25 protein-coding genes and 1 tRNA gene are annotated in these 19,176 nt (G+C 69.2%); 20 read left to right on the plus strand and 6 right to left on the minus strand.

All coding sequences use genetic code 11. The annotated features are described in order from the left end of the window. From infC to VIL76_RS10700, 9 genes are all read left to right on the plus strand, one after another. Positions 1–362, plus strand: a 362-nt coding sequence (gene infC, locus VIL76_RS10660) for a translation initiation factor IF-3 (protein WP_332045009.1), incomplete at its 5' end; no start/stop codon positions are given. A gap of 59 nt (positions 363–421) precedes the next feature. Continuing rightward, entirely contained in the window at positions 422–1,255 is an 834-nt protein-coding gene (gene bla / locus VIL76_RS10665; protein ID WP_332045010.1) for a subclass B3 metallo-beta-lactamase, read from the plus strand. 92 nt (positions 1,256–1,347) lie between these two features. Next, positions 1,348–2,577 carry an MFS transporter gene (locus VIL76_RS10670; RefSeq protein ID WP_332045011.1) on the plus strand — a complete coding sequence of 410 codons (1,230 nt, stop codon included), beginning with the start codon at positions 1,348–1,350 and terminating at the stop codon, positions 2,575–2,577. After that, a complete protein-coding gene (locus VIL76_RS10675) occupies positions 2,574–3,761 on the plus strand; it encodes an MFS transporter (protein WP_332045012.1) in 1,188 nt (395 codons plus the stop codon). The genes VIL76_RS10670 and VIL76_RS10675 overlap by 4 nt, the downstream gene beginning before the upstream one ends. A gap of 123 nt (positions 3,762–3,884) precedes the next feature. Next, positions 3,885–4,085: a 50S ribosomal protein L35 gene (rpmI, locus tag VIL76_RS10680; protein WP_332045013.1), complete on the plus strand. Its 201-nt coding sequence runs from the start codon at positions 3,885–3,887 to the stop codon at positions 4,083–4,085. 15 nt (positions 4,086–4,100) lie between these two features. Then, a complete protein-coding gene (rplT, locus tag VIL76_RS10685) occupies positions 4,101–4,457 on the plus strand; it encodes a 50S ribosomal protein L20 (protein WP_332045014.1) in 357 nt (118 codons plus the stop codon). A gap of 113 nt (positions 4,458–4,570) precedes the next feature. Next, positions 4,571–5,680 carry a phenylalanine--tRNA ligase subunit alpha gene (gene pheS, locus VIL76_RS10690; protein WP_332045015.1) on the plus strand — a complete coding sequence of 370 codons (1,110 nt, stop codon included), beginning with the start codon at positions 4,571–4,573 and terminating at the stop codon, positions 5,678–5,680. A gap of 12 nt (positions 5,681–5,692) precedes the next feature. Further along, complete coding sequence (gene pheT, locus VIL76_RS10695) at positions 5,693–8,062, plus strand: phenylalanine--tRNA ligase subunit beta (protein ID WP_332045016.1); 2,370 nt, start codon at positions 5,693–5,695, stop codon at positions 8,060–8,062. Positions 8,063–8,100: 38 nt separating this feature from the next. Beyond that, complete coding sequence (locus VIL76_RS10700; protein WP_332045017.1) at positions 8,101–8,565, plus strand: VOC family protein; 465 nt, start codon at positions 8,101–8,103, stop codon at positions 8,563–8,565. Here VIL76_RS10700 and VIL76_RS10705 read toward each other — a convergent pair. After that, a complete protein-coding gene (locus VIL76_RS10705) occupies positions 8,552–9,277 on the minus strand; it encodes a DUF1134 domain-containing protein (RefSeq protein ID WP_332045018.1) in 726 nt (241 codons plus the stop codon). The two genes, VIL76_RS10700 and VIL76_RS10705, sit on opposite strands and share 14 nt — an antisense overlap. A 151-nt stretch (positions 9,278–9,428) precedes the next feature. Between VIL76_RS10705 and lepA the strand changes: the two genes are divergently transcribed. Then, on the plus strand, positions 9,429–11,234 hold the full coding sequence (gene lepA / locus VIL76_RS10710; protein ID WP_332045019.1) for a translation elongation factor 4: 1,806 nt from the start codon (positions 9,429–9,431) through the stop codon (positions 11,232–11,234). Between the two features lie 6 nt (positions 11,235–11,240). Here lepA and VIL76_RS10715 read toward each other — a convergent pair whose 3' ends face one another. Beyond that, complete coding sequence (locus VIL76_RS10715; RefSeq protein ID WP_332045020.1) at positions 11,241–11,477, minus strand: hypothetical protein; 237 nt, start codon at positions 11,475–11,477, stop codon at positions 11,241–11,243. A 30-nt stretch (positions 11,478–11,507) separates the two neighbouring features. Beyond that, positions 11,508–11,891, minus strand: coding sequence for a DUF2784 domain-containing protein (locus VIL76_RS10720; protein ID WP_332045021.1), 384 nt, complete (start codon positions 11,889–11,891; stop codon positions 11,508–11,510). 18 nt (positions 11,892–11,909) lie between these two features. Here VIL76_RS10720 and VIL76_RS10725 point away from each other — a divergent pair, with 18 nt between their 5' ends. The 7 genes from VIL76_RS10725 (at position 11,910) to VIL76_RS10755 (ending at position 15,717) form a co-directional block, all read left to right on the plus strand. Then, a complete protein-coding gene (locus VIL76_RS10725) occupies positions 11,910–12,383 on the plus strand; it encodes a DUF5615 family PIN-like protein (protein ID WP_332045022.1) in 474 nt (157 codons plus the stop codon). Positions 12,384–12,441: 58 nt separating this feature from the next. Next, positions 12,442–12,579 (plus strand): entericidin A/B family lipoprotein, encoded by a 138-nt coding sequence (locus VIL76_RS10730; protein WP_332045023.1) that lies wholly within the window; start codon positions 12,442–12,444, stop codon positions 12,577–12,579. Between the two features lie 52 nt (positions 12,580–12,631). After that, the gene (locus VIL76_RS10735) at positions 12,632–12,853 is read left to right on the plus strand and encodes a hypothetical protein (protein WP_332045024.1); all 222 of its coding nucleotides are present in this window, start codon (positions 12,632–12,634) and stop codon (positions 12,851–12,853) included. A 69-nt stretch (positions 12,854–12,922) separates the two neighbouring features. Further along, positions 12,923–13,318: a DUF983 domain-containing protein gene (locus tag VIL76_RS10740; protein ID WP_332045025.1), complete on the plus strand. Its 396-nt coding sequence runs from the start codon at positions 12,923–12,925 to the stop codon at positions 13,316–13,318. 91 nt (positions 13,319–13,409) lie between these two features. Then, entirely contained in the window at positions 13,410–13,568 is a 159-nt protein-coding gene (locus tag VIL76_RS10745) for a DUF3309 family protein (protein WP_332045026.1), read from the plus strand. A gap of 87 nt (positions 13,569–13,655) precedes the next feature. Beyond that, positions 13,656–14,990, plus strand: a complete 1,335-nt coding sequence (locus VIL76_RS10750; protein ID WP_332045027.1) for an MFS transporter — start codon at positions 13,656–13,658, stop codon at positions 14,988–14,990. 4 nt (positions 14,991–14,994) lie between these two features. Beyond that, positions 14,995–15,717 (plus strand): DUF599 domain-containing protein, encoded by a 723-nt coding sequence (locus VIL76_RS10755; RefSeq protein WP_332045028.1) that lies wholly within the window; start codon positions 14,995–14,997, stop codon positions 15,715–15,717. Here VIL76_RS10755 and VIL76_RS10760 read toward each other — a convergent pair. Genes VIL76_RS10760 through msrA form a run of 3 tightly spaced genes read right to left on the minus strand, consistent with a single transcriptional unit; the run spans position 15,680 to position 17,003 of the window. Next, positions 15,680–16,015, minus strand: coding sequence for an MmcQ/YjbR family DNA-binding protein (locus VIL76_RS10760; protein ID WP_332045029.1), 336 nt, complete (start codon positions 16,013–16,015; stop codon positions 15,680–15,682). The two genes, VIL76_RS10755 and VIL76_RS10760, sit on opposite strands and share 38 nt — an antisense overlap. Beyond that, entirely contained in the window at positions 16,012–16,356 is a 345-nt protein-coding gene (locus tag VIL76_RS10765) for an MmcQ/YjbR family DNA-binding protein (protein ID WP_332045030.1), read from the minus strand. The genes VIL76_RS10760 and VIL76_RS10765 overlap by 4 nt, the downstream gene beginning before the upstream one ends. Continuing rightward, complete coding sequence (msrA, locus tag VIL76_RS10770; protein ID WP_332045031.1) at positions 16,353–17,003, minus strand: peptide-methionine (S)-S-oxide reductase MsrA; 651 nt, start codon at positions 17,001–17,003, stop codon at positions 16,353–16,355. The genes VIL76_RS10765 and msrA overlap by 4 nt, the downstream gene beginning before the upstream one ends. A 130-nt stretch (positions 17,004–17,133) precedes the next feature. Here msrA and VIL76_RS10775 point away from each other — a divergent pair, with 130 nt between their 5' ends. The 3 genes from VIL76_RS10775 to VIL76_RS10785 all read left to right on the plus strand — a co-directional run bounded on the left by VIL76_RS10775 (position 17,134) and on the right by VIL76_RS10785 (position 19,123). Next, a complete protein-coding gene (locus VIL76_RS10775; protein ID WP_332045032.1) occupies positions 17,134–18,060 on the plus strand; it encodes a tetratricopeptide repeat protein in 927 nt (308 codons plus the stop codon). Beyond that, entirely contained in the window at positions 18,030–18,986 is a 957-nt protein-coding gene (locus tag VIL76_RS10780; protein WP_332045033.1) for a hypothetical protein, read from the plus strand. Before VIL76_RS10775 ends, VIL76_RS10780 begins: the two co-directional genes overlap by 31 nt. A 47-nt stretch (positions 18,987–19,033) precedes the next feature. Continuing rightward, positions 19,034–19,123: transfer RNA gene (locus VIL76_RS10785), tRNA-Ser, on the plus strand. Positions 19,124–19,176 lie beyond the last annotated feature (53 nt).

Here is a 19,176-nt window from a genome sequence, read left to right on the forward strand (position 1 = left end):
TCCCGAACGCGGATCCGCCCGTTTGCAAGATCCTGGACTACGGCAAGTTCAAGTTCCAGGAGCAGAAGAAGAAGAACGAGGCGCGCAAGCGGCAGAAGGTGGTGGAGATCAAGGAGATCAAGCTCCGCCCGAACATCGACATCCACGACTATGAAGTCAAAGCCCGCTCGATGCACCGGTTCTTCGAGGAGGGCGACAAGGTGAAGGTCACCCTGCGCTTCCGCGGTCGTGAGCTGGCCCACCCGGAACTCGGCATGAAACTGCTCCAGAAGGTGAAGGCCGACTTCGAGCCCGTCGCCAAGGTGGAGTACGAGCCGCGCATGGAAGGCCGGCAGATGATCATGATCCTGGCGCCGCGGTAGTGAGCCGCAGGACCTCCGGAATTCTGGGAGCGGTCGCCGTCACGGCGGCCGCTTTTTCGTTGGCCGCCAGCGCGCAGAGCCCACGCACCGAGGCGCCAAACGCGCCCTACCCGCCGTTCCAGATCGCGGAGGGGCTGTTCTACGTCGGGGCCTCCGACTACGCCTCCTACTTGATCGTCACCAAGGCCGGGCTGATCGTCATCGACGGCGGCGACAAGCCGACGGGCCAGCAGGTGGTGGCGAACATCCGCACCCTGGGGTTCGACCCGGCCCAGGTGAAGATCCTGCTCAACAGCCACCAGCACTTCGACCACGCCGCGGGCCTGGCCGAGATCAAGAAGGTCGCCCCCGGCGCGAAGCTCCACGCCAGCGCCAAGGACGGTCCGGTGATCGAGGCCGGCGGCAAGGGCGATCCGTTCCTGAAGGACCCGCGCTTCTTCTACGAGCCGGTCAAGGTCGACCGCGTGCTGAAGGACAAGGACAAGGTCACCCTCGGCGGCTGGACACTCACCGCCAACCTGACGCCCGGCCACACCGCAGGCTGCACCACCTGGACCTTCCCCGTGAAGTCGAGGGAGGGCGCCAGACTCGTCACCCGCCAGGCGCTGGTCCACTGCTCGAACAGCGTGCTGCCGGGCTACCGGCTGGTCGGCGACGAGACCTATCCCGGCCAGCGCGAGGACTACGAGCGCAGCTACCGCTTCTGGCGCACGGCGCCGTGCGAGATCTTCCTGGCGAGCCACGGCCAGTTCTTCCGCATGAAGGAAAAGCGGGCCATGCCGGCCGGCAACGGCAATCCCTGGGTCGACCCGCAGGGCTGCCGCGCCTACTTCGAGCGCGCCTACGAAGGCTTCAAGGCCGAGGTCGCGAAGCAGGAAGCCGCAGCCCGATAGCTGTGGCGCGAAAACCGCGGTCGAACGCGGTTCGACGTCGCTTGACGCCGTAAGCTTGTCCGCCGGCCCCGCCCGGCCTAGTCCCGGTAACTATGTCACACACAGCGCCGCGGGAGGCGACGCCGCCGCGCCCGTGGGCGGCGTTGTCGCTGATCGCGCTCATCTTCCTCAACATGCTGGGCTTCGGCATCGTGGTGCCGTTGCTGCCCTTCTATGGGAAGTCGTTCGACGCCCCGGCCTGGCAGATCGCGCTGATCTTCTCGGCCTTCTCCGTCGGGACCTTCTTCGGGGAGCCGTTCTGGGGCCGGCTCAGCGACAAGTACGGCCGCAAGCCGCTGCTGGTCTCGACCATCGTCGCCAACGGCCTCTGCTATCTCGCGCTCGCGTTCGCGCCCAACGCCTGGATGGCCATCGTCATCCGGCTGGCGGGCGGGCTGTTCTCCGGCAACGGTTCGATCATCCAGGGCTACATCGCCGACGTGACCCCGCCCGAACGGCGCACCCGTTCGATGAGCTGGATGAGCGCGGCCTGGAACGTGGGCCTTATCGTGGGACCGACGCTTGGCGGCCTGTTCGCCAAGCCCTCGCTGGGCCCTATCGGCTTCCAGCTGCCGTTGTTCATCTCCGCGGGCCTCTTCCTCACTTCGGCGCTCTCGATCGCGCTGTTCATCCGCGAGAGCCGGCAGCGGGAGACCGAACCCGTGCACCGCCCGAACCGCTGGGCGGCCACCGGCGAGGCCGCGCGCCATCCCGTGATCGGGCGGCTGATGCTGGTGACCTTCCTGGTCGGCTTCGCCTTCACCGGCGTGGAGTCGATCTTCGGCCTGTGGACCCAGGAGCGCTATGGCTGGGGCCCGCGGGAAATCGGCTGGGCCTTCATGTTCGTCGGCATCGCCTCGGCCGTGACCCAGCTCCTGTTCACCGGACCGCTCTCCGAACGCTACGGCCAGGGCCGCATGCTGGCCATCGGCATGGCCGTCACCCTGGTGTGCCTGGCCGTTCAGCCGTTCTCCACCAGCGGCCCCATGACCGTGGTCCTGCTGTCGCTCTCCGCCATCGGCCAGTCCGTGGCCTGGCCCAACGTCAGCGCCCTGATCTCCGAGACCGCCGACCCCCACCGACAGGGCCAGATCCTGGGCCTGAACAACGCCATGAGCGCGCTGGCCCGCGTGGTCGGCCCGTTCTGCGCGGGCCTAAGCTTCTCCGGCATCTCCATCCACGGGCCGTTCTGGCAGGGCGCGATCGCGGTCGCTCCCACCATCCTGCTGGCGCTCACCGCCGGCCGGCTGGCGCGCGCCCCGCAGCAGGGAGGCCCGGCATGAGCGCCGCCGGCGACGAGCGCCGGGCGCTGATCGTCCTGCTTTCGGTGATCTTCCTGATGATCGCGGGCTTCGGCCTGGTGATCCCGCTCTTGCCCTTCTTCGCCCAGGCGTTCGACGCGCCGGCCTGGCAGGTGACGCTGCTGTTCTCGGCCTTCTCCTGCGGCCAGTTAATCGGCGAGCCGTTCTGGGGCCGGCTGAGCGACCGGATCGGGCGCAAGCCGGTGCTGATCATCACCATCAGCGCGGTGGGGCTGTCCTACGCGGCGTTGGCGTTCGCGCCGAACATCGCCATGGCGTTCGTGATCCGGTTCGCGACAGGCATCTTCGCCGGCAACATCTCCACGCTGCAGGGGGCGATGGCGGACATCACCCCGCCCGAGAAGCGGGCTGGCCGCATGGGGATCATGGGCGCCGCGTTCAGCGCCGGCTTCACCACCGGGCCGGCCATCGGCGGCCTGCTGGCGCAGCCGAGCCGCGGCGCGCTGGGCTTCCAGCTGCCGCTGCTGGTGGCGGCAGGCTTCGCGATCGCCTCGGCCATCGCCGTGGTGGTGTTTGTGCGCGAGAGCCGCCCACAGCGGCCGGAGGGCCGCACGCCCAAGGCGCCGCTCTCGGAAGCCCTATCGCACCCAATCATCGGGCGGATCGTGGCCATCAGCTTCATCGTGGTGGTGGGCTTCGCCGGCATCGAGGCGACCTACGGCCTGTGGACCGAGGTCCGGTTCGGCTGGGGGCCGCGGGAGATCGGACTCGCGTTCATGGTCATCGGGCTCCTAGGCGCCTTCTGCCAGGGCGTGCTCTCCGGCTACCTGGCGCGCCGCCACGGCGAGACCCTGACCCTGATGGGCGGGCTGGTGTTTATGTTCCTAGGGTTGGTCACCCAATGGCTGTCGCCGCACTGGACGGTCGCGATGATCGGCTTCGCCCTGGTCTGCCTCGGCCAGTCCATCTGCTTCCCGAACTTGACGGCGCTGATCTCGCGCGCCTCGCCCCCGCACCGGCAGGGCGAGATGCTGGGCCTCAACATGAGCGGCATGGCGCTGTCCCGCATCGGCGGCCCGGTGATCGCCGGCCAGACTTTCTCGCTGATCAGCCCCGGCGCGCCCTTCGCCCTAGCGGCCCTGCTGATCCTGCCCGGGCTTTGGCTGGCCGCCCAGGTGCGGCGGAGGATCCCCAGGCCCGCGTAAGGTTGCCTTCCGCCGCCCTTTCGGGTATCTGCCCCGCTCTTCGGAACCGCCTGGCCAAATGGCATGCCATGGCGGCTCATCAACACGACCTAGAAGGACGGGGTCTTTGGACCTCGACGTGAAATGCCGAAACTGAAGACCAAGTCGGGCGCGAAGAAGCGCTTCAAGATGACGGCGACTGGGAAGCTGAAGGCCGGTGTGGCCGGCAAGCGCCACCGCCTGATCAGCCACAATGGCAAGTACATCCGTCAGAACCGCGGGACGAAGGTGATGAGCGAAAGCGACGCTCAGATCATCAAGAAGTTCCTGCCGTACGGCCTCTAAGGGGAGATCTGACAGATGGCTCGCGTGAAGAGGGGCGTTGTCGCCCACGCCAAGCACAAAAAGGTCCTGGAGCAGGCCAAGGGCTTCTACGGCCGCCGCAAGAACACCATCCGCGCCGCCAAGGCCGCGGTGGACAAGGCCGGCCAGTACGCCTACCGCGACCGCCGCGTCCGCAAGCGCAACTTCCGCGCCCTGTGGATCCAGCGGATCAATGCGGCCGCCCGCACCGAAGGCTTCACCTACTCGCAGTTTATCTTCGGCCTGGGGCAAGCCGGGATCGAGATCGACCGCAAGGTCCTCGCGGACATCGCGGGCAACGACCCGGTTGGCTTCAAGGCCATCGCCGACAAGGTTCGCGCCGCGCTGGCTTAAGCCTCGGATCGTCTCCGAACAGCTTCCAGAAGCCCTCCGGCCGAACCGCCGGAGGGCTTTTTGCTGGCCCTCCCTTCACCCCGCAAGGATCGAAGGCTAGGACACCGCCACCCATGACCGACCTCATCCAACTGCAAACCGAGCTGATGGCCCGGATCGACGCCGCACAGGACCTGGCCGCCGTCGAGGCCCTGCGCGTCGAGGCGCTCGGCAAGTCCGGCTCCATCTCCGAGCTGCTCAAGTCGTTGGGCAGGATGAGTCCCGACGAGCGCCGCGAGCAGGGGCCGAAGATCAACGGCCTGCGGGACGCCGTCGCGACCGCGCTCGCCACCCGCAAGGCGATCCTCGAAGAGGCCGAGCTCGACGCCAAGCTCGCGGCCGAGCGCGTCGACCTCACCCTGCCCCCGCCGCCTGAGCGCCGCGGCCGGGTGCACCCGACCATGCAGACCCTGGACGAGATGATCGCCGTCTTCGCCGACATGGGCTTCGGCCTGGCGGAAGGTCCGGACATCGAGGACGACTTCCACAACTTCACGGCCCTGAACTTCCCGCCCAAGCACCCGGCGCGGGAGATGCACGACACCTTCTGGCTGCCGGATGGGCCCACCGGCGAGCGCAAGCTTCTCCGCACCCACACCAGCCCGGTGCAGGTGCGGGTCATGCAGAAGGCCAACGAGAAGCTGCCCTCCTGGATCGCCAACGGCCAGGAGCCGCCGATCCGCGTCATCGTGCCCGGCCGCGTCTACCGCTCCGACTCGGACGCCACCCACACGCCGATGTTCCACCAGCTGGAAGGCCTGGTGATCGACCGCGACATCACGCTGGGCCACCTGAAGTGGACGCTGGACACCTTCTGCCGCCGGTTCTTCGAGACCGACGCCGTGGTGACGCGCTTCCGGCCGCACCATTTCCCGTTCACCGAGCCCTCGGCCGAGATGGACGTGCAGTGCGATCGCTCCGGTGGATCGATCAAGATCGGCCAGGGCAGCGACTGGCTGGAGATCCTGGGCGGCGGGATGGTGCACCCGAACGTGCTCAGGAACTGCGGCCTCGACGCGGACGAATGGCAGGGCTTCGCCTTCGGCCTCGGCGTCGACCGTCTCGGCGCGCTGAAGTACGGCATGCCCGACCTGCGCGACATGTTCGCGAGCGACGTGCGCTGGCTCGAGCACTGGGGCTTCTCGGCCTTCCAGGCGCCGAACCCGGCCACGGGCCTGAGCTAGGGAGCGGTCGCGATGAAGTTCACCCTTTCCTGGCTCAAGGAGCACCTCGAAACCGACGCCACGATCCAGCAGATCGTGGACGCCATGACCATGGCTGGACTCGAGGTCGAGGACGTGGAGGATCCCGCGTCCAAGCTCGGCAAGTTCACGGTCGGCAAGATCGTCGAGGCCGTGCAGCATCCCAACGCCGACAAGCTGCGCGTCTGCCAGGTGGACACCAAGGACGGCCGGCTGGAGATCGTCTGCGGCGCGCCCAACGCGCGGGCGGGCCTCACCACCATCTACGCCCCGATCGGCGCCTATGTGCCCGGCAGCGGCATCACCCTGGAGGCGCGGCCCGTGCGCGGCGTGGTCTCCAACGGCATGCTCTGCTCGGCCAAGGAGCTGGAGGTGGCCGAAGAGTCCGATGGGATCGTCGAGCTGCCCGCCGAGCTGCCGGTGGGCGCCAGCGCCGCCGAAGCCTTCGGACTGGAAGCCGTGATCGACTTCGAGGTCACGCCCAACCGCCCCGACTGGCTCGGCGTGCGCGGCATCGCGCGCGACCTCGCCGCCGCGGGCCTGGGCAAGCTTAAGCCGGAGAAGACGGACCCTGCGAAGGGCGGCTTCCCCTGCCCGGTCGACATCCGGGTCGACGGCGACGCCTGCCGGGTGTTCGCTGGCCGGCTGATCCGAGGCGTGAAGAACGGGCCTTCTCCGGCCTGGCTGCAGCAGCGGCTGACGTCGGTGGGCCTGCGGCCCATCAACGCCCTGGTCGACGTCACCAACCTGATCTCCTACGACCGCGCGCGGCCTCTGCACGTCTACGACGCGGCCAAGCTCGCCGGCGGCTTCGTCGAGGCGCGGCTGGGGCGCGAGGGCGAGAGCTTCGAAGCGCTGGACGGCAAGGCCTACGAACTCACGCCCGAGATGTGCGTCATCGCCGACGGCTCCGGCGCCATCGGCCTGGGCGGTGTTATGGGCGGGGAGTCCACCGGCTGCTCGGAGGAGACCACCGAGGTCTTCGTGGAGAGCGCCTGGTTCGACCCGATCCGCACGGCCCAGACGGGACGGATCACCGGCATCGTCTCCGATGCCCAGTACCGGTTCGCCCGCGGGGTGGATCCGGAGTCCTGCGTCCCGGGCCTGGAGCTGGCGACGCAGCTGATCCTTCAGCTCTGCGGCGGCGAGGCCTCGGAGGTCCGCGTGGCCGGCGAGCCGCCCGCCCCGCGGGCGCCGTTCGAGTTCGACCGTGGCTACGTGAGGAAGCTGGGCGGCGTCGACCTGCCGCGCGAGCGCATCGACGCGATCCTGCAGACGCTCGGCTTCCGGCTTGAAGGCGAGACCGTGGCCGCCCCGTCCTGGCGCCGTGATGTGGAAGGCAAGGCCGACCTCGTCGAGGAGGTCACCCGCATTGCCGGCTACGACCGTCTGCCGATGCAGGCGCTGCCCGAGCTCGCCCCGCCCGCCGGCGGCGCGCTCACGGTGCGCCAGACCCGCATGCGCAATGCGCGCCGCGCGCTGGCGGCCCGCGGCTATTCCGAGGCGCTTACCTGGAGCTTCATGCGGACGGAGTGGGCCGAGCTGTTCGGCGGCGGCCAACCCGAGCTGGTGCTGGCCAACCCGATCGCCGCGGACCTCGCGTGCATGCGGCCCTCGGTCCTGCCGAACCTGGTCGAGGCGGCTGCACGCAACGCCCGCAAGGGCTTCGCGGACACCGCCCTGTTCGAGATCGGACCCTGCTTCCGGGGCGACAATCCCGAGGACCAGTGGACCAGCGTCGCCGCCCTGCTGGCGCCGCGCCCGCCGCGCCGCTGGGACGGGGTGAAGAGCGACCCGCTGTTCGAGCTCAAGGCCGACCTGATGGTCATCCTCGAGGAGCTCGGCGCGCCGACGCTGCAGACCGTACAGGGCCAGGCCTCGCCGTGGTGGCACCCCGGCCGCTCGGCGCGCCTTCAGCTCGGACCGAAGAACCTCGTCGCCGAGTTCGGCGAGCTGCACCCGCGCGTGCTCAAGGCCCTGGACGCCGAAGGCCCGATTCTGGCCTTCGAGTTGAACCTGGAGGCGCTGCCGGAGCCGAAGCGCAAGGGCCTGAAGACCAAGCCTGCGCTGGAGCTTTCGCCGCTCATGCCCCTGCGCCGCGACTTCGCGTTCGTGGTCGACCGCGCCACGCCGGCCGGCGAGGTCGTGCGGCCGATCCTCGGCGCCGACAAGCAGCTGATTGCGGACGCCCGCGTCTTCGACGTCTACGAAGGCAAGGGTGTGCCGGAGGGCTCCAAGTCGGTGGCCGTCGAGGTGACCATCCAGCCGCGCGAGAAGACCCTCACCGATGCCGAGATCGAGGCCTTGTCGACCCGGCTCGTCGGCGCCGTGGAGAAGGCGGTCGGCGGCAAGCTGCGCAGCTGATTGACTTCCCCGCGCGGCGCCGTGGCTCCCTGCAGGCCATGGAGATCAACGGCGTTGCCCACACCTTCATCACTGCCTCCGACTTCGAGGCGAGCGTGGCCTTCTACCGGCAGCTGCTGCCGTTCCTCGGCATGCGGGTGGTCGCCGAGAGCGACGACACCTTCTACTGCGTCGGCGGCCGGACCGGCTTCGGCGTCCGCCGGCCGCTCCCGCAACATGCCGGCGCGAACTGGGAGCAGTTCCGGGTCGGCCTGCACCACCACTGCTGGCGCGCCCGCGAGCGCGCCGACGTGGACGAGTTGCACAGCTTCCTGGTCTCGATCGGCGCGAAGATCGTCCATCCGCCGCAGGACGAGCCCTGGGCGCCGGGCTACTACGCCGTCCTGTTCGAGGACCCCGACGGCATGCGCCTGGAGCTCAACCACGTCCCGGGCCGAGGTCTCTTCGACACCCCGACCCAGCGGGTGGGGGCGAGCCTCGACGGCGGCCCTAGAACGGAATGATGTTCCGCTTCTTCGAATAGGCCAGGTAGCCGACGTTGGCGCCGAGGCGGACGCCGACACCGGCCCGGATCGGCGCCAACGTGATGCCGTTGGCCTTCTGGAAGTTCACGCCCACGCCGCCGACCATGTAGGCCGAGCCCTCCACGCCCGGGAAGCGCTGGTAGATGTCCTTCGCATCCTCGAGATCGTAGCAGAGGGTGAAGACGCGGGAGGCGTTGCCGCCGAAGTCCCAGCCCACCGAAGGGCCCTGCCAGAACACCTCAACCGGCTCGGCGTCCTTCATGTAGAGCAAGCCCCGGCCATAGCGGCCGCCGACCACGAAGGCGCCCGAGCCCTCTTCCCCGGCGATGTAGGCGGTGGGCTTGCCGTTCTTGGCGAACAGCCGCTCGACCAGCCCGCCGGCCGCCTCAGCCGTCACGCCCAGGAAGTCCGAGACGTTCGCCTGGATCTCCTCGCGGGTGAAGCCTTTGTCCGCGGCCGCAGGGGTTTCCTCCGCCGCAGCGGCAGGCGCGGCTTCGGCGGGCGCGGGCTCGGCCGGCGTCGCGTCTTCCACCACAGGCTTTGGCGTCGGCGTGGCGGCGACGCTCTGGGTGCGCACCGGCGGCAGCTGGCGCGGCGCGGCGTCCGGCGGGTTCACCGCCGGCTGGGCCTTGGCCAGGCCTGCGGTCCCGAGCGCGGCGGCGCCGGAGAGAAGAACGGTGCGACGGTCCATGGGCGCGTGCGCTCCTTGTTGATCGGTCTAATCAGTCCCCCGCCCAGGACACTGATGGCGCGCGGCAGTTTAATGGCGGATTAACCACGTTCGCCGTGACGCGACGCCGCGTCCCTGTCGCTGGGCGCGGGATGTGCTAGACGCACGCGCCATGACCACCCCGCTTTCGCGCATCCGCAACTTCTCGATCGTCGCGCACATCGACCACGGCAAGTCCACGCTCTCCGACCGCCTGATCCAGGAGACCGGCGCGCTGACCCAGCGCGAGATGACCGAGCAGGTGCTCGACAACATGGACATCGAGCGCGAGCGGGGGATCACCATCAAGGCCCAGACCGTGCGCCTGCACTACAAGGCCGACGACGGGGAGGACTATGTCCTCAACCTGATGGACACGCCCGGGCACGTGGACTTCGCCTATGAGGTCTCCCGGTCGCTGGCGGCCTGCGAGGGCTCGATCCTGGTGGTGGACGCCAGCCAGGGGGTCGAGGCCCAGACGCTCGCCAACGTCTACCAGGCGATCGACAACAACCACGAGATCGTGCCGGTCCTGAACAAGGTCGACCTGCCGGCCGCCGAGCCCGACCGGGTCCGCCAGCAGATCGAGGACGTCATCGGCCTCGACGCCTCGGACGCGGTGCTGGCCTCGGCCAAGACCGGCCTCGGCATCCACGACGTGCTCGAGGCGGTCGTGAAGCGGCTCCCGCCGCCGAAGGGCGACCGCGACGCGCCGCTGAAGGCCCTGCTAGTCGACGCCTGGTACGACGCCTATCTGGGCGTCATCGTGCTGGTCCGGGTGTTCGACGGCACGCTGCGCGCCGGCCAGAAGATCAAGATGATGCAGCAGGGCTCCACCCACCAGGTGGACCGCATCGGCGTGTTCCGGCCGAAGCGCACCGACGTCGCCGAGCTCGGGCCGGGCGAGGTCGGCTTCATCACCGCCCAGATCAAGGAGGTCGCCCACGCCGCCGTCGGCGACACCATCACCGACGAGCGCAAGCCCGCCGCCGCCGCCCTGCCGGGCTTCCGAGAGGTGCAGCCGGTGGTGTTCTGCGGCCTCTTCCCGGTCGACGCCGCCGAGTTCGAGGACCTGCGGGCCGCCATTGGGCGTCTGCGCCTGAACGATGCTTCCTTCACCTACGAGATGGAGACCAGCGCGGCCCTGGGCTTCGGCTTCCGCTGCGGGTTCTTAGGGTTGCTGCACCTGGAGATCATCCAGGAGCGCCTCTCCCGCGAGTTCGACCTCGACCTGATCGCAACTGCGCCCAGCGTCGTCTACCGCGTGAAGATGACCGACGGGACGGAGATCGAGCTGCACAACCCGGCCGACCTGCCCGACCCGGTGAAGATCGACACCATCGCCGAGCCCTGGATCAAGGCCACCATTTTCACGCCCGACGAGTACCTGGGCTCGATCATCAAGCTCTGCCAGGACCGCCGTGGGGAGCAGCGGGAACTGTCCTACGTCGGAGCCCGCGCCATGGTGGTCTACGACCTGCCGCTCAACGAGGTGGTGTTCGACTTCTACGACCGGCTGAAGTCGATCTCGAAGGGCTACGCCTCCTTCGACTACTCCATCGAGGGCTACCGGGTGGGCGACCTCGTGAAGATGTCGATCCTGGTCAACGCCGAACCCGTGGACGCGCTCTCGATGCTCGTCCACCGCGACCGGGCGGAGGCGAGAGGCCGCGGGATGGTGGAGAAGATGAAGGAGCTGATCCCGCCGCACATGTTCCAGATCCCGATCCAGGCGGCGATCGGCGGCCGGATCATCGCCCGAGAAACCGTCCGCGCGCTGCGCAAGGACGTCACCGCCAAGTGCTACGGCGGCGACATCAGCCGCAAGAAGAAGCTCCTCGACAAGCAGAAGGAGGGCAAGAAGCGCATGCGCCAGTTCGGCAAGGTCGAGATCCCGCAGGAAGCCTTCATCGCCGCGCTCAAGATGGACGCGGACTGAGCCCGGTCAGGCGTGGCCGCGAGGGTTGTCGGCTTCCTCTTCGTCATCGCCCGAGCGGGCCTGAACCTCGGCCTTCAGCTTCTGCTCCATGCGCGCCGCATCGGCGCCGCCGGCAAGCTCGGTGTGCTCGGGGATGGTCCGCTGCTCGGGCCCGATCGCCTCGTCGGGAAGCCCAGGCCCGGTCTCCGCCACCGTCTCGTTCAGGGGTCGGTCGTTCGTGCCGCCGCCGATCTGACCGCTCATCTCGTCCTCCGCAGTTGCGCACAACCAACCTCAGGCGGGCGCGCGGCGTTCCGGCGGGACCAGCTTCCACAGCGCCAGCACCAGCCCGAACAACGCCACGTAGATGGCCGTGAACGCCCACATCGGCAGCTCCCAGTAGATGACGCTGTTGACCCAGCGCATGATCAGCGGGTCTTCCGCCCCGCCGCCGGTCAGGTCGTCCTGCCAGTAGGTGAGGAAGCACGCGCGGCCGAGCACCGCCTGCACGGCCACCACCACCCACGACAGCACGTGCAGCGCCCGCCACCAACGAATCCGCACCCAGTCCCATCCGAGGCTGGCGCCCAGTGGGACGGCGGCCAGGCCCAGCACATTGAAGGCGATCACCACGAGGTGCAGGCCGAGCACCAGCTGGCCAAGGACAGCGGAGGACATGGCCCGATCCTAGGCCCGATGCGTTCCAGCGCCATGCGCTTCCTGTGCGACGAGATGCTGGCGAGGCTGGCCAGGCTCCTGCGGGCGGCCGGATACGACACCGACCTGGCGAGCGGCGGCGAGCCGGACACCGCCCTGCTCGCCCGCGCCCGGGCGGAGAACCGGGTGCTGCTGACCCGCGACCGCAAGCTGGCGGAGCGGGCGCATCCGCGCGGCCTGCTGGTCAAGGGGCGGACGCTGGACGACGAGGCGCAGAGTGTGACCCGCGCATTGCCGGTCGACTGGAGCCTCGCCCCCTTCACCCGCTGCGTGGTGGACAACGCGTCGCTGGTGGACGCCACGCCGGACCAGGTCGCCGCCATGCCGCCGGAAGTCCGCGGCGGGGAGGGCCCGTTCCGCACCTGCCCCGGGTGCGGACGCCTCTACTGGCCGGGCAGCCATGTGACCCGGATGAAGGCGCGGCTGGCAGGGCTTTCAGCGCGACAAGCTTGACTATGGCCTCCGCCTGAATGAAATCCCCGCCCAAGAACGGGTGGGGAAGTTCAAGGATATGCGGAAGCTGATCGTGCTGGGCGCTGCGCTCTCGGCGCTGTGGGTCGCCGGTTGCAACACCATGGCTGGCCTCGGCCGCGACGTGCAGGCCGCCGGCAAGGCCGTCACCACCACCGCTGAAGACGTCAAGCGCTAGGAACAGCTGCGCGGGCTGAGGGGTTCGTCCGGGTGACCAACCGGAGGACCCGATGAGCACGTCCAAGCATCCCGGGCCGGGCGAGGCCCAGCCGTTCCGCGACGACCTGGAAGACGATCCCGGCATCGGCGCCTCGCGCGGCACGACCATTTCTGGCGAGGATCCGCACATCCTGCGGCAGGACGGTGAGAACACCGAGGAAGGCGACACCGGCGAGAACACCGACGCCACCGGGGCGATCAAGCCCATGTCCGAAGAACGCACGAACAAGTAGCCAAAAAGACCTGCAATCCCGCGACTTTGGCCCTTCCGCCGGCGCGCGCGAAGGGCCATATGGCCGCCCATGGCCGAAATCAAACACCCGCTCGCGCCGTCGGTATTCCGCGGCGCCAAGGGCCGCTGCCCCGCCTGCGGCTCGGGCAAGCTGTTCTGGAAGTACCTGAAGGTCGAGGCGCGCTGCGAAAGCTGCGACGAGGACCTGGCGCGCTATCCGGCGGATGACGGCCCCGCCTACCTGACCATCCTGCTGGTCGGCCACCTGGTGGTGGCGCCGCTGCTGTTCTTCCCGATCGTCTGGGAGGCCTCGCCCTACGCGACCCTGCCCGCGATCCTGATCCCGCTGGCCCTGATCACCCTGTGGCTGCTGTCGCGCGTGAAGGGGGGCTGGATCGGGCTGATGTACGCGCTGGGCGTCACCGACAAGGACCAGAAGCTGCACACCGCCGACGCCGCCGACTAGGCCTTAGCCGCCTCTCCTGCCCGGAACCTGCGCCGTCCCGCGTCCGTTTGCGACGGCGGAGTCGGGCGACGACCGAAGGAGAGACCTCCCAATGACGCTTGGGACCATTCTTATCATCGTGCTGATCCTGGCCCTGATCGGGGCCCTGCCGAGCTGGGGCTATTCCCGCAGCTGGGGCTATTTCCCCTCTGGCGGCCTGGGCCTGGTGCTCGTGATCGTCATCATCCTTGTCTTGATGGGGACAATCTAGCGTTGGGGCCTTTGGCTTAGGCCTCGAACCCATTAGCATCCCCCCAAAAGGCGCCTTTTCGAGCGCTCACTGGGGGGATGTCAGTACATGACGGCGACCGAAACCGGAGCAGAGGCCGCTCCGCCGCCTGAGCTTCTTATCAAGGGGTTGACCCCGTTCCAGCGCGCCAGGGCGATCCTGGGCGGCTCGGCCGGCAATCTCGTCGAGTGGTACGACTGGTTCGTCTACTCGTTCTTCGCGGTCTATTTCTCAGGCCACTTCTTCCCCAAAAGCGATCCGCTGACCGAGCTGCTGCAGACCATGGCGGTCTTTGCGGTGGGCTTCTTCGCGCGGCCCGTGGGGGCGTGGCTGATGGGCCTCTACGCCGACCACGCCGGGCGCAAGACTGCGCTCACCGTGGCCGTCAGCATGATGTGCTTCGGGTCCCTGATCATCGCGGTGCTGCCGGGCTACGAGGCCATCGGCGTCGCCGCCCCGATCCTGCTGGTGGTCGCCCGCATCCTGCAGGGGCTGTCGGTGGGCGGCGAGTACGGCGCCAGCGCCACCTACCTTTCGGAGATGGCGGGCAAGAAGCGGCGCGGCTTCTGGTCGAGCTTCCAGTTCGTCACCATGGTCATGGGCCAACTGATCGCGCTGGGGCTCCTGTCGCTGCTGCAGAGCACCATGAGCGACGAGACGCTGAAGGACTGGGGCTGGCGCATCCCGTTCTTCATCGGCGCGGCCATGGCCGTCGTGGTGTTCTGGATCCGCAGCCGGATGGACGAGAGCCAGTCCTACGAGAACGCCAAGGCCTCTGGGGCCGAGAAGGCGCGCACCCTGATGCTGTTCACGCGCTATCCGATGCAGACCCTGGCGATCTTCCTGTTCACCGCCGGCGGCTCGCTGGCCTTCTATTCCTTCACCACCTACATGCCGAAGTTCCTGGTGGGGTCGGGCGGGTTCGACAAGAACGTCGCCACCTCGATCACCGCGGGCGCGCTCTTCGTCTACCTGCTGGCCCTGCCCTTCTTCGGATGGGTCAGCGACCACTTCGGGCGCAAGGCCACCCTGTGGTTCGCCTTCGGCGGCTGCGCGTTGGCCGCCTACCCCGGCATGACGGCGCTGATGAATGGGCCCAACCCGTGGGTCGCCTTCCTGATCGTCTCGGCCCTGGTGTTCACGCTGTCGGGCTACAACTCCGTGAGCGCGGTGGTGAAGGCCGAGCTGTTCCCGGCCAACGTCCGGGCCCTGGGGGTCGCCCTGCCCTACGGCATGGCCACCGCCAGCTTCGGCGGGACGGCGGAGATGATCGCGCTCGCGTTCAAGAAAGCCGGCAACGAGCAGGCCTTCTTCATCTATGTGGCGGCCGGCCTGGCGGTCGCCTTCCTGGTGGTCTTCACCCTGAAGGACAACCGCAAGCACAGCATGATCCTGGAGGACTGACGGGATGGGGGCGAACGACTTCGCGGCGTTCGCCCTCTTCATCGCCTGCTGGCTCGCCTACCAGCCGCTGCTGGGCCTGCTGTCCAAGCGCGGCGGGGCGGTGATCAACACCGACATGACCGTGATCCGCGCCGCCTGGATGCGGAACATGGTGAGCCGCGAGAACCGGTTCATGGATGGCCAGTTGCTGGGCCACGCCCTGAACTCGGCCTCGTTCTTCGCCTCGTCGAACCTGCTGCTGATCGCGGCCACGGCGGGCGCCCTGTTCGGCGGCGAGGCCACCTTCCGCAGCGTCTCGGCCCTTGAGGTGATCCAGACCTCCTCGCGGCTGCTCTTCGAGCTGCAGCTGGCCCTGGTGATCGCCACCCTGGCCCGCGGCCTGCTCGATTTCATCTGGTCCATCCGGCAGATGAACTACTGCATCGCCGCGGTGGGGGCGGTCCCCGAAGGGCTGACGCCGGAGGAGACCCAGGCCTATGGCGAGACGGTCTCGCGGATGCTGAACCCGGCGCTCTCATCCTTCAACGCCGGCGTGCGCGGCTACTACTTCGCCCTGGCCGCCGGCGCGTGGCTGTTCGGGCCCGCCGCCTTCGCCGTCGCCACCTTGGGCGCGGTGGTCCTGCTGCTCTGGCGCCAGCGCCGCTCCCCCATGGCCTCGGCCATCGGCGACCTGCGGCGGCTGATCGAGTCTAAGCCAGGCCGAACTCCAGACGCGCCTTCTTCGTGAGCTTCGCGGAGATCAGGGAATGGGCGGTGGCGAGCCAGCCCTGCAGGTCCTCGGTGGCCACATCGGCGAAACCCACCGCCACCCACTGGCCCTTGGCGCAGTAGGGCGCCTGATGGCCCGGGCCGTCCTCGGTGAGGACGACGAAGCCGATCTCGCTCACCTTGAACGAGACCCCGTCGTCGCCGCAGATCGCGAACACCTTGCCGCCCACCTTGTAGACGTCGGAGCCGCCCCACTGGACGACGCGGGTGACCGCCGGCAGGGCGAAGGCGATCTCCGCGACGTCGGCGCGGCTCATACGAGCCCGAGCTCCTTCTTCTGCGCCTTGGTCAGCTTCTCTGAGACCAGCTGGTGCGAGGTCTTCAGCCAATCCCGCACCTCCTCGGCGTCGAGGCCGGCGAGGTCGTCGAACATCACCCACTTGGCGCGCGCCATGTAGGGCGCCGGGCGGGCGCGGCCGGACGACGTCAGGGCCTCGAAGGCGATGTCCGTCGCCTTGAACGACAGGTTCGTATAGCCGCCGTCCGTGCCGGCGAAGATCTTGCCCCCGACCTTGTAGATGTGGTCGTCGCCCCACTGCACATTCATGGTCGCGCCTGGGAGCGCCATGGCCGCGGCGTGGAGCTCGTCCCGGGTCATGCCTGCACGCCGACCCCGATCGGGCAGGTCACGCCGGTGCCGCCGATGCCGCAGTAGCCCAGCGGATTCTTGGCCAGGTACTGCTGGTGGTAGTCCTCGGCGAAGAAGAACGGGCCGGCCGGCGCGATCTCGGTGGTGATGCGGCCGTAGCCCTGCTGGCCCAGCGCCTGCTGGTAGGCCTCGCGGCTGTCCTCGGCGATCTGCGCCTGGGCGTCGTTGGTGGGATAGATGCCTGAGCGGTACTGGGTGCCGATGTCGTTGCCTTGGCGCATGCCCTGGGTGGGATCGTGGTTCTCCCAGAACGCCTTCAGGAGGTCGGAATAGGTCACCTGCTTGGGGTCGTAGACCACCAGGACCGCCTCGGTATGGCCGGTCCGCCCCGAGCAGACCTCCTCGTAGGTGGGGTTGGGCGTGACGCCGTTCACATAGCCCACCGCGGTCACATGGACCCCGGGGATCTGCCAGAAGATGCGCTCCACGCCCCAGAAGCAGCCCATGGCGAACACCGCCGTCTCGGTGCCCTCGGGGTAGGGCCCCTTGAGCGGCCGGCCGTTGACGAAGTGGGTCTCGGCGGTGGGGATGGCGTGCTGGCGGCCCGGCAGGGCGGTGTCGGCGGTCGGCAGCTCGAGCGTCTTCTTGAAAAGCATCGGAACCTCCAGGGGCGGGCGGCATCCAACATAGGCGTCGCGGGGCGCGGGCGCCACGCGTCCGCCGCTGCTGACGCCGCGTAGCTTTCGTGCCAGTGTCTCGGATAACCGCGTTAGGGGAGGAGCCGCCATGCGCACCCTGAAAGTCGTGTTGCTCGCAAGCGCCATCGCCATCGGAGCCGGGAGTCTCGCCGTCGCGGCGGGCGGCGGCAGCAGCGGCGGGGGCGCCATGCCCTCAGCGTCCGGGCCGCAGTACGACCCGGCGGCGGAGTACGCAAAGGCGGTCGCCGCCCTGAAGGCCAAGGACTACAAGAACGCCGCCCGGGCGGCGGCGCATGTCACCGAGGTGGTCCCGAAGAGCGTCGACGGCTGGCGCATCCTGGGCGCGGCCAAGGCCGGGACCGAGGACTGGAAGGGTGCGCGAAAGGCCTATGAGCGCGCGGTGAAGCTGGAGCCCGGCGACATCGTCAGCCACGCCGGCCTCGGCTTGGCGCTGGCCAGGATGAAGGACGCCAAGGCCCAGGCCGAGCTCGACTGGCTGCGGGCCAGGGCCCAGGCCTGCGGCGACGCCTGCCCCGAGGCCGCGGCGCTCAAGTCGCTCACCGGCCAGGTCGAAAGCGCCCTGGCGGGCCAGGCGACGGTGGGACCGGGCGCTGCGCTCGACGGCAGCCTGCTCTTCGCGGGCCCCGCAGCCGGTGACGCGGCCTATGTGAAGGCGGTCAGCCTCATCAACGAGAAGCGCTACGACGAGGCGCTTGCCGCCCTGCGGGACGCCGAGACGGTATTCGGGCCGCACCCCGACGTGATCACCTACCAGGGCTACACCTGGCGCAAGAAGGGCGAGTTCGACCGCGCCGAGGCCTACTACCGGCAGGCGCTGGCCATCGCGCCGGACCACCGCGGCGCCACCGAGTACTACGGCGAGCTGAAGGTGGAGCGGGGCGACCTGCCCGGCGCGAAGCTGCTGCTGGCCCGGCTCGACGCCATCTGCAGCTTCGGCTGCGCCGAGGCCGAGGAGCTGCGCCGTTGGGTCGACCTCGGCCGCGCGCCGCAGTAGCCGTCGTCGCCGCGGCGCTCGGCGGCCTGGCGATCGCCCAGACGGCCGAGCCGCCGCTGAGGGCGATGCGGTGGGCGCCGGCCGACGCCGATCCGCTCCGCGCCTTTGGCCAGGCCCCTGCCGAGTGCCTGAAGCCGCCCGCCGAGCCCGCGCTCGCCCAGAAGGTGGAGATCGGCCGTGCGGCCTTCCGCACGCCGGTCGTGCTCGGCGGCCAGGCGGCGCGGGCCGGGCTCTCCTGCGAGAGCTGCCACCGTTCGGGGCGCGGCAATCCCGACTTCCTGTTCCCGGGCGTCTCGGGCGCGCCGGGCACGGCCGACGTCACCAGCTCGCTCTTCTCCTCTCACCGCGGCAACGGCGCGTTCGACCCGAGACCGATCCCCGACCTCGGCGGGCCGAAATCAGCTCTGAAGGTGAAGCCGGAGGCTTTGAGGAGCTTCATCCACGGCCTTGTGGTCGAGGAGTTCGACGGGCCCGAGCCCCCGGCGGCGGTGCTGGACGGGCTCGTCGCCTATGTGCGGGCCATGGATCCGGCCTACTGCGCCGGGAACGAGGGGCCGGTGACGCTGGCCGGTCTGATGGCCGACTACAGCCGGGCGCTCGCCGCGGCGGACGCCGCCCTGGCCGGGGGTGACCGGCCTACCGCCGTGCTCATGGTGGCCGCCGCGCGGGCCCGCCTGGCCCTGGCGCACGAGCGTTTCGAGGACGCCGACGTGCGCCTGCGCATCGTGGCTGAGGACCAGCTGCTTGCCGAGCTCCAGGACCGCCTGCGAGGCGGCCGCCGGGACGCCGCCGGCAGGCTCGCAGAGCGGCGGAAGCGCGCCGGAGCCCTGGAGGCCGCGCTTGCGCGTTACGAGCCGGCTTCGCTGTTCGATCCAGACCGCCTGGCCGAGGCGGCGAAGCGCCGCTTGCGGGCTGGACCGTCCTGACTATATTGCCGCCTCCCGCGGGGGGCCGAGCCCCTTAAAGAGCGCGTGGTGAGGTGGCCGAGTGGTTGAAGGCGCACGCCTGGAACGCGTGTATAGGTGAAAGCCTATCGAGGGTTCGAATCCCTCTCTCACCGCCACCGCCCCTGGTCGACATCCCGTCCGCCCAATGCTTAAGCTTGCAGGCTCAAGG

It is taken from the genome of Phenylobacterium sp., assembly GCF_036563285.1.
Lineage (GTDB): Bacteria > Pseudomonadota > Alphaproteobacteria > Caulobacterales > Caulobacteraceae > Phenylobacterium.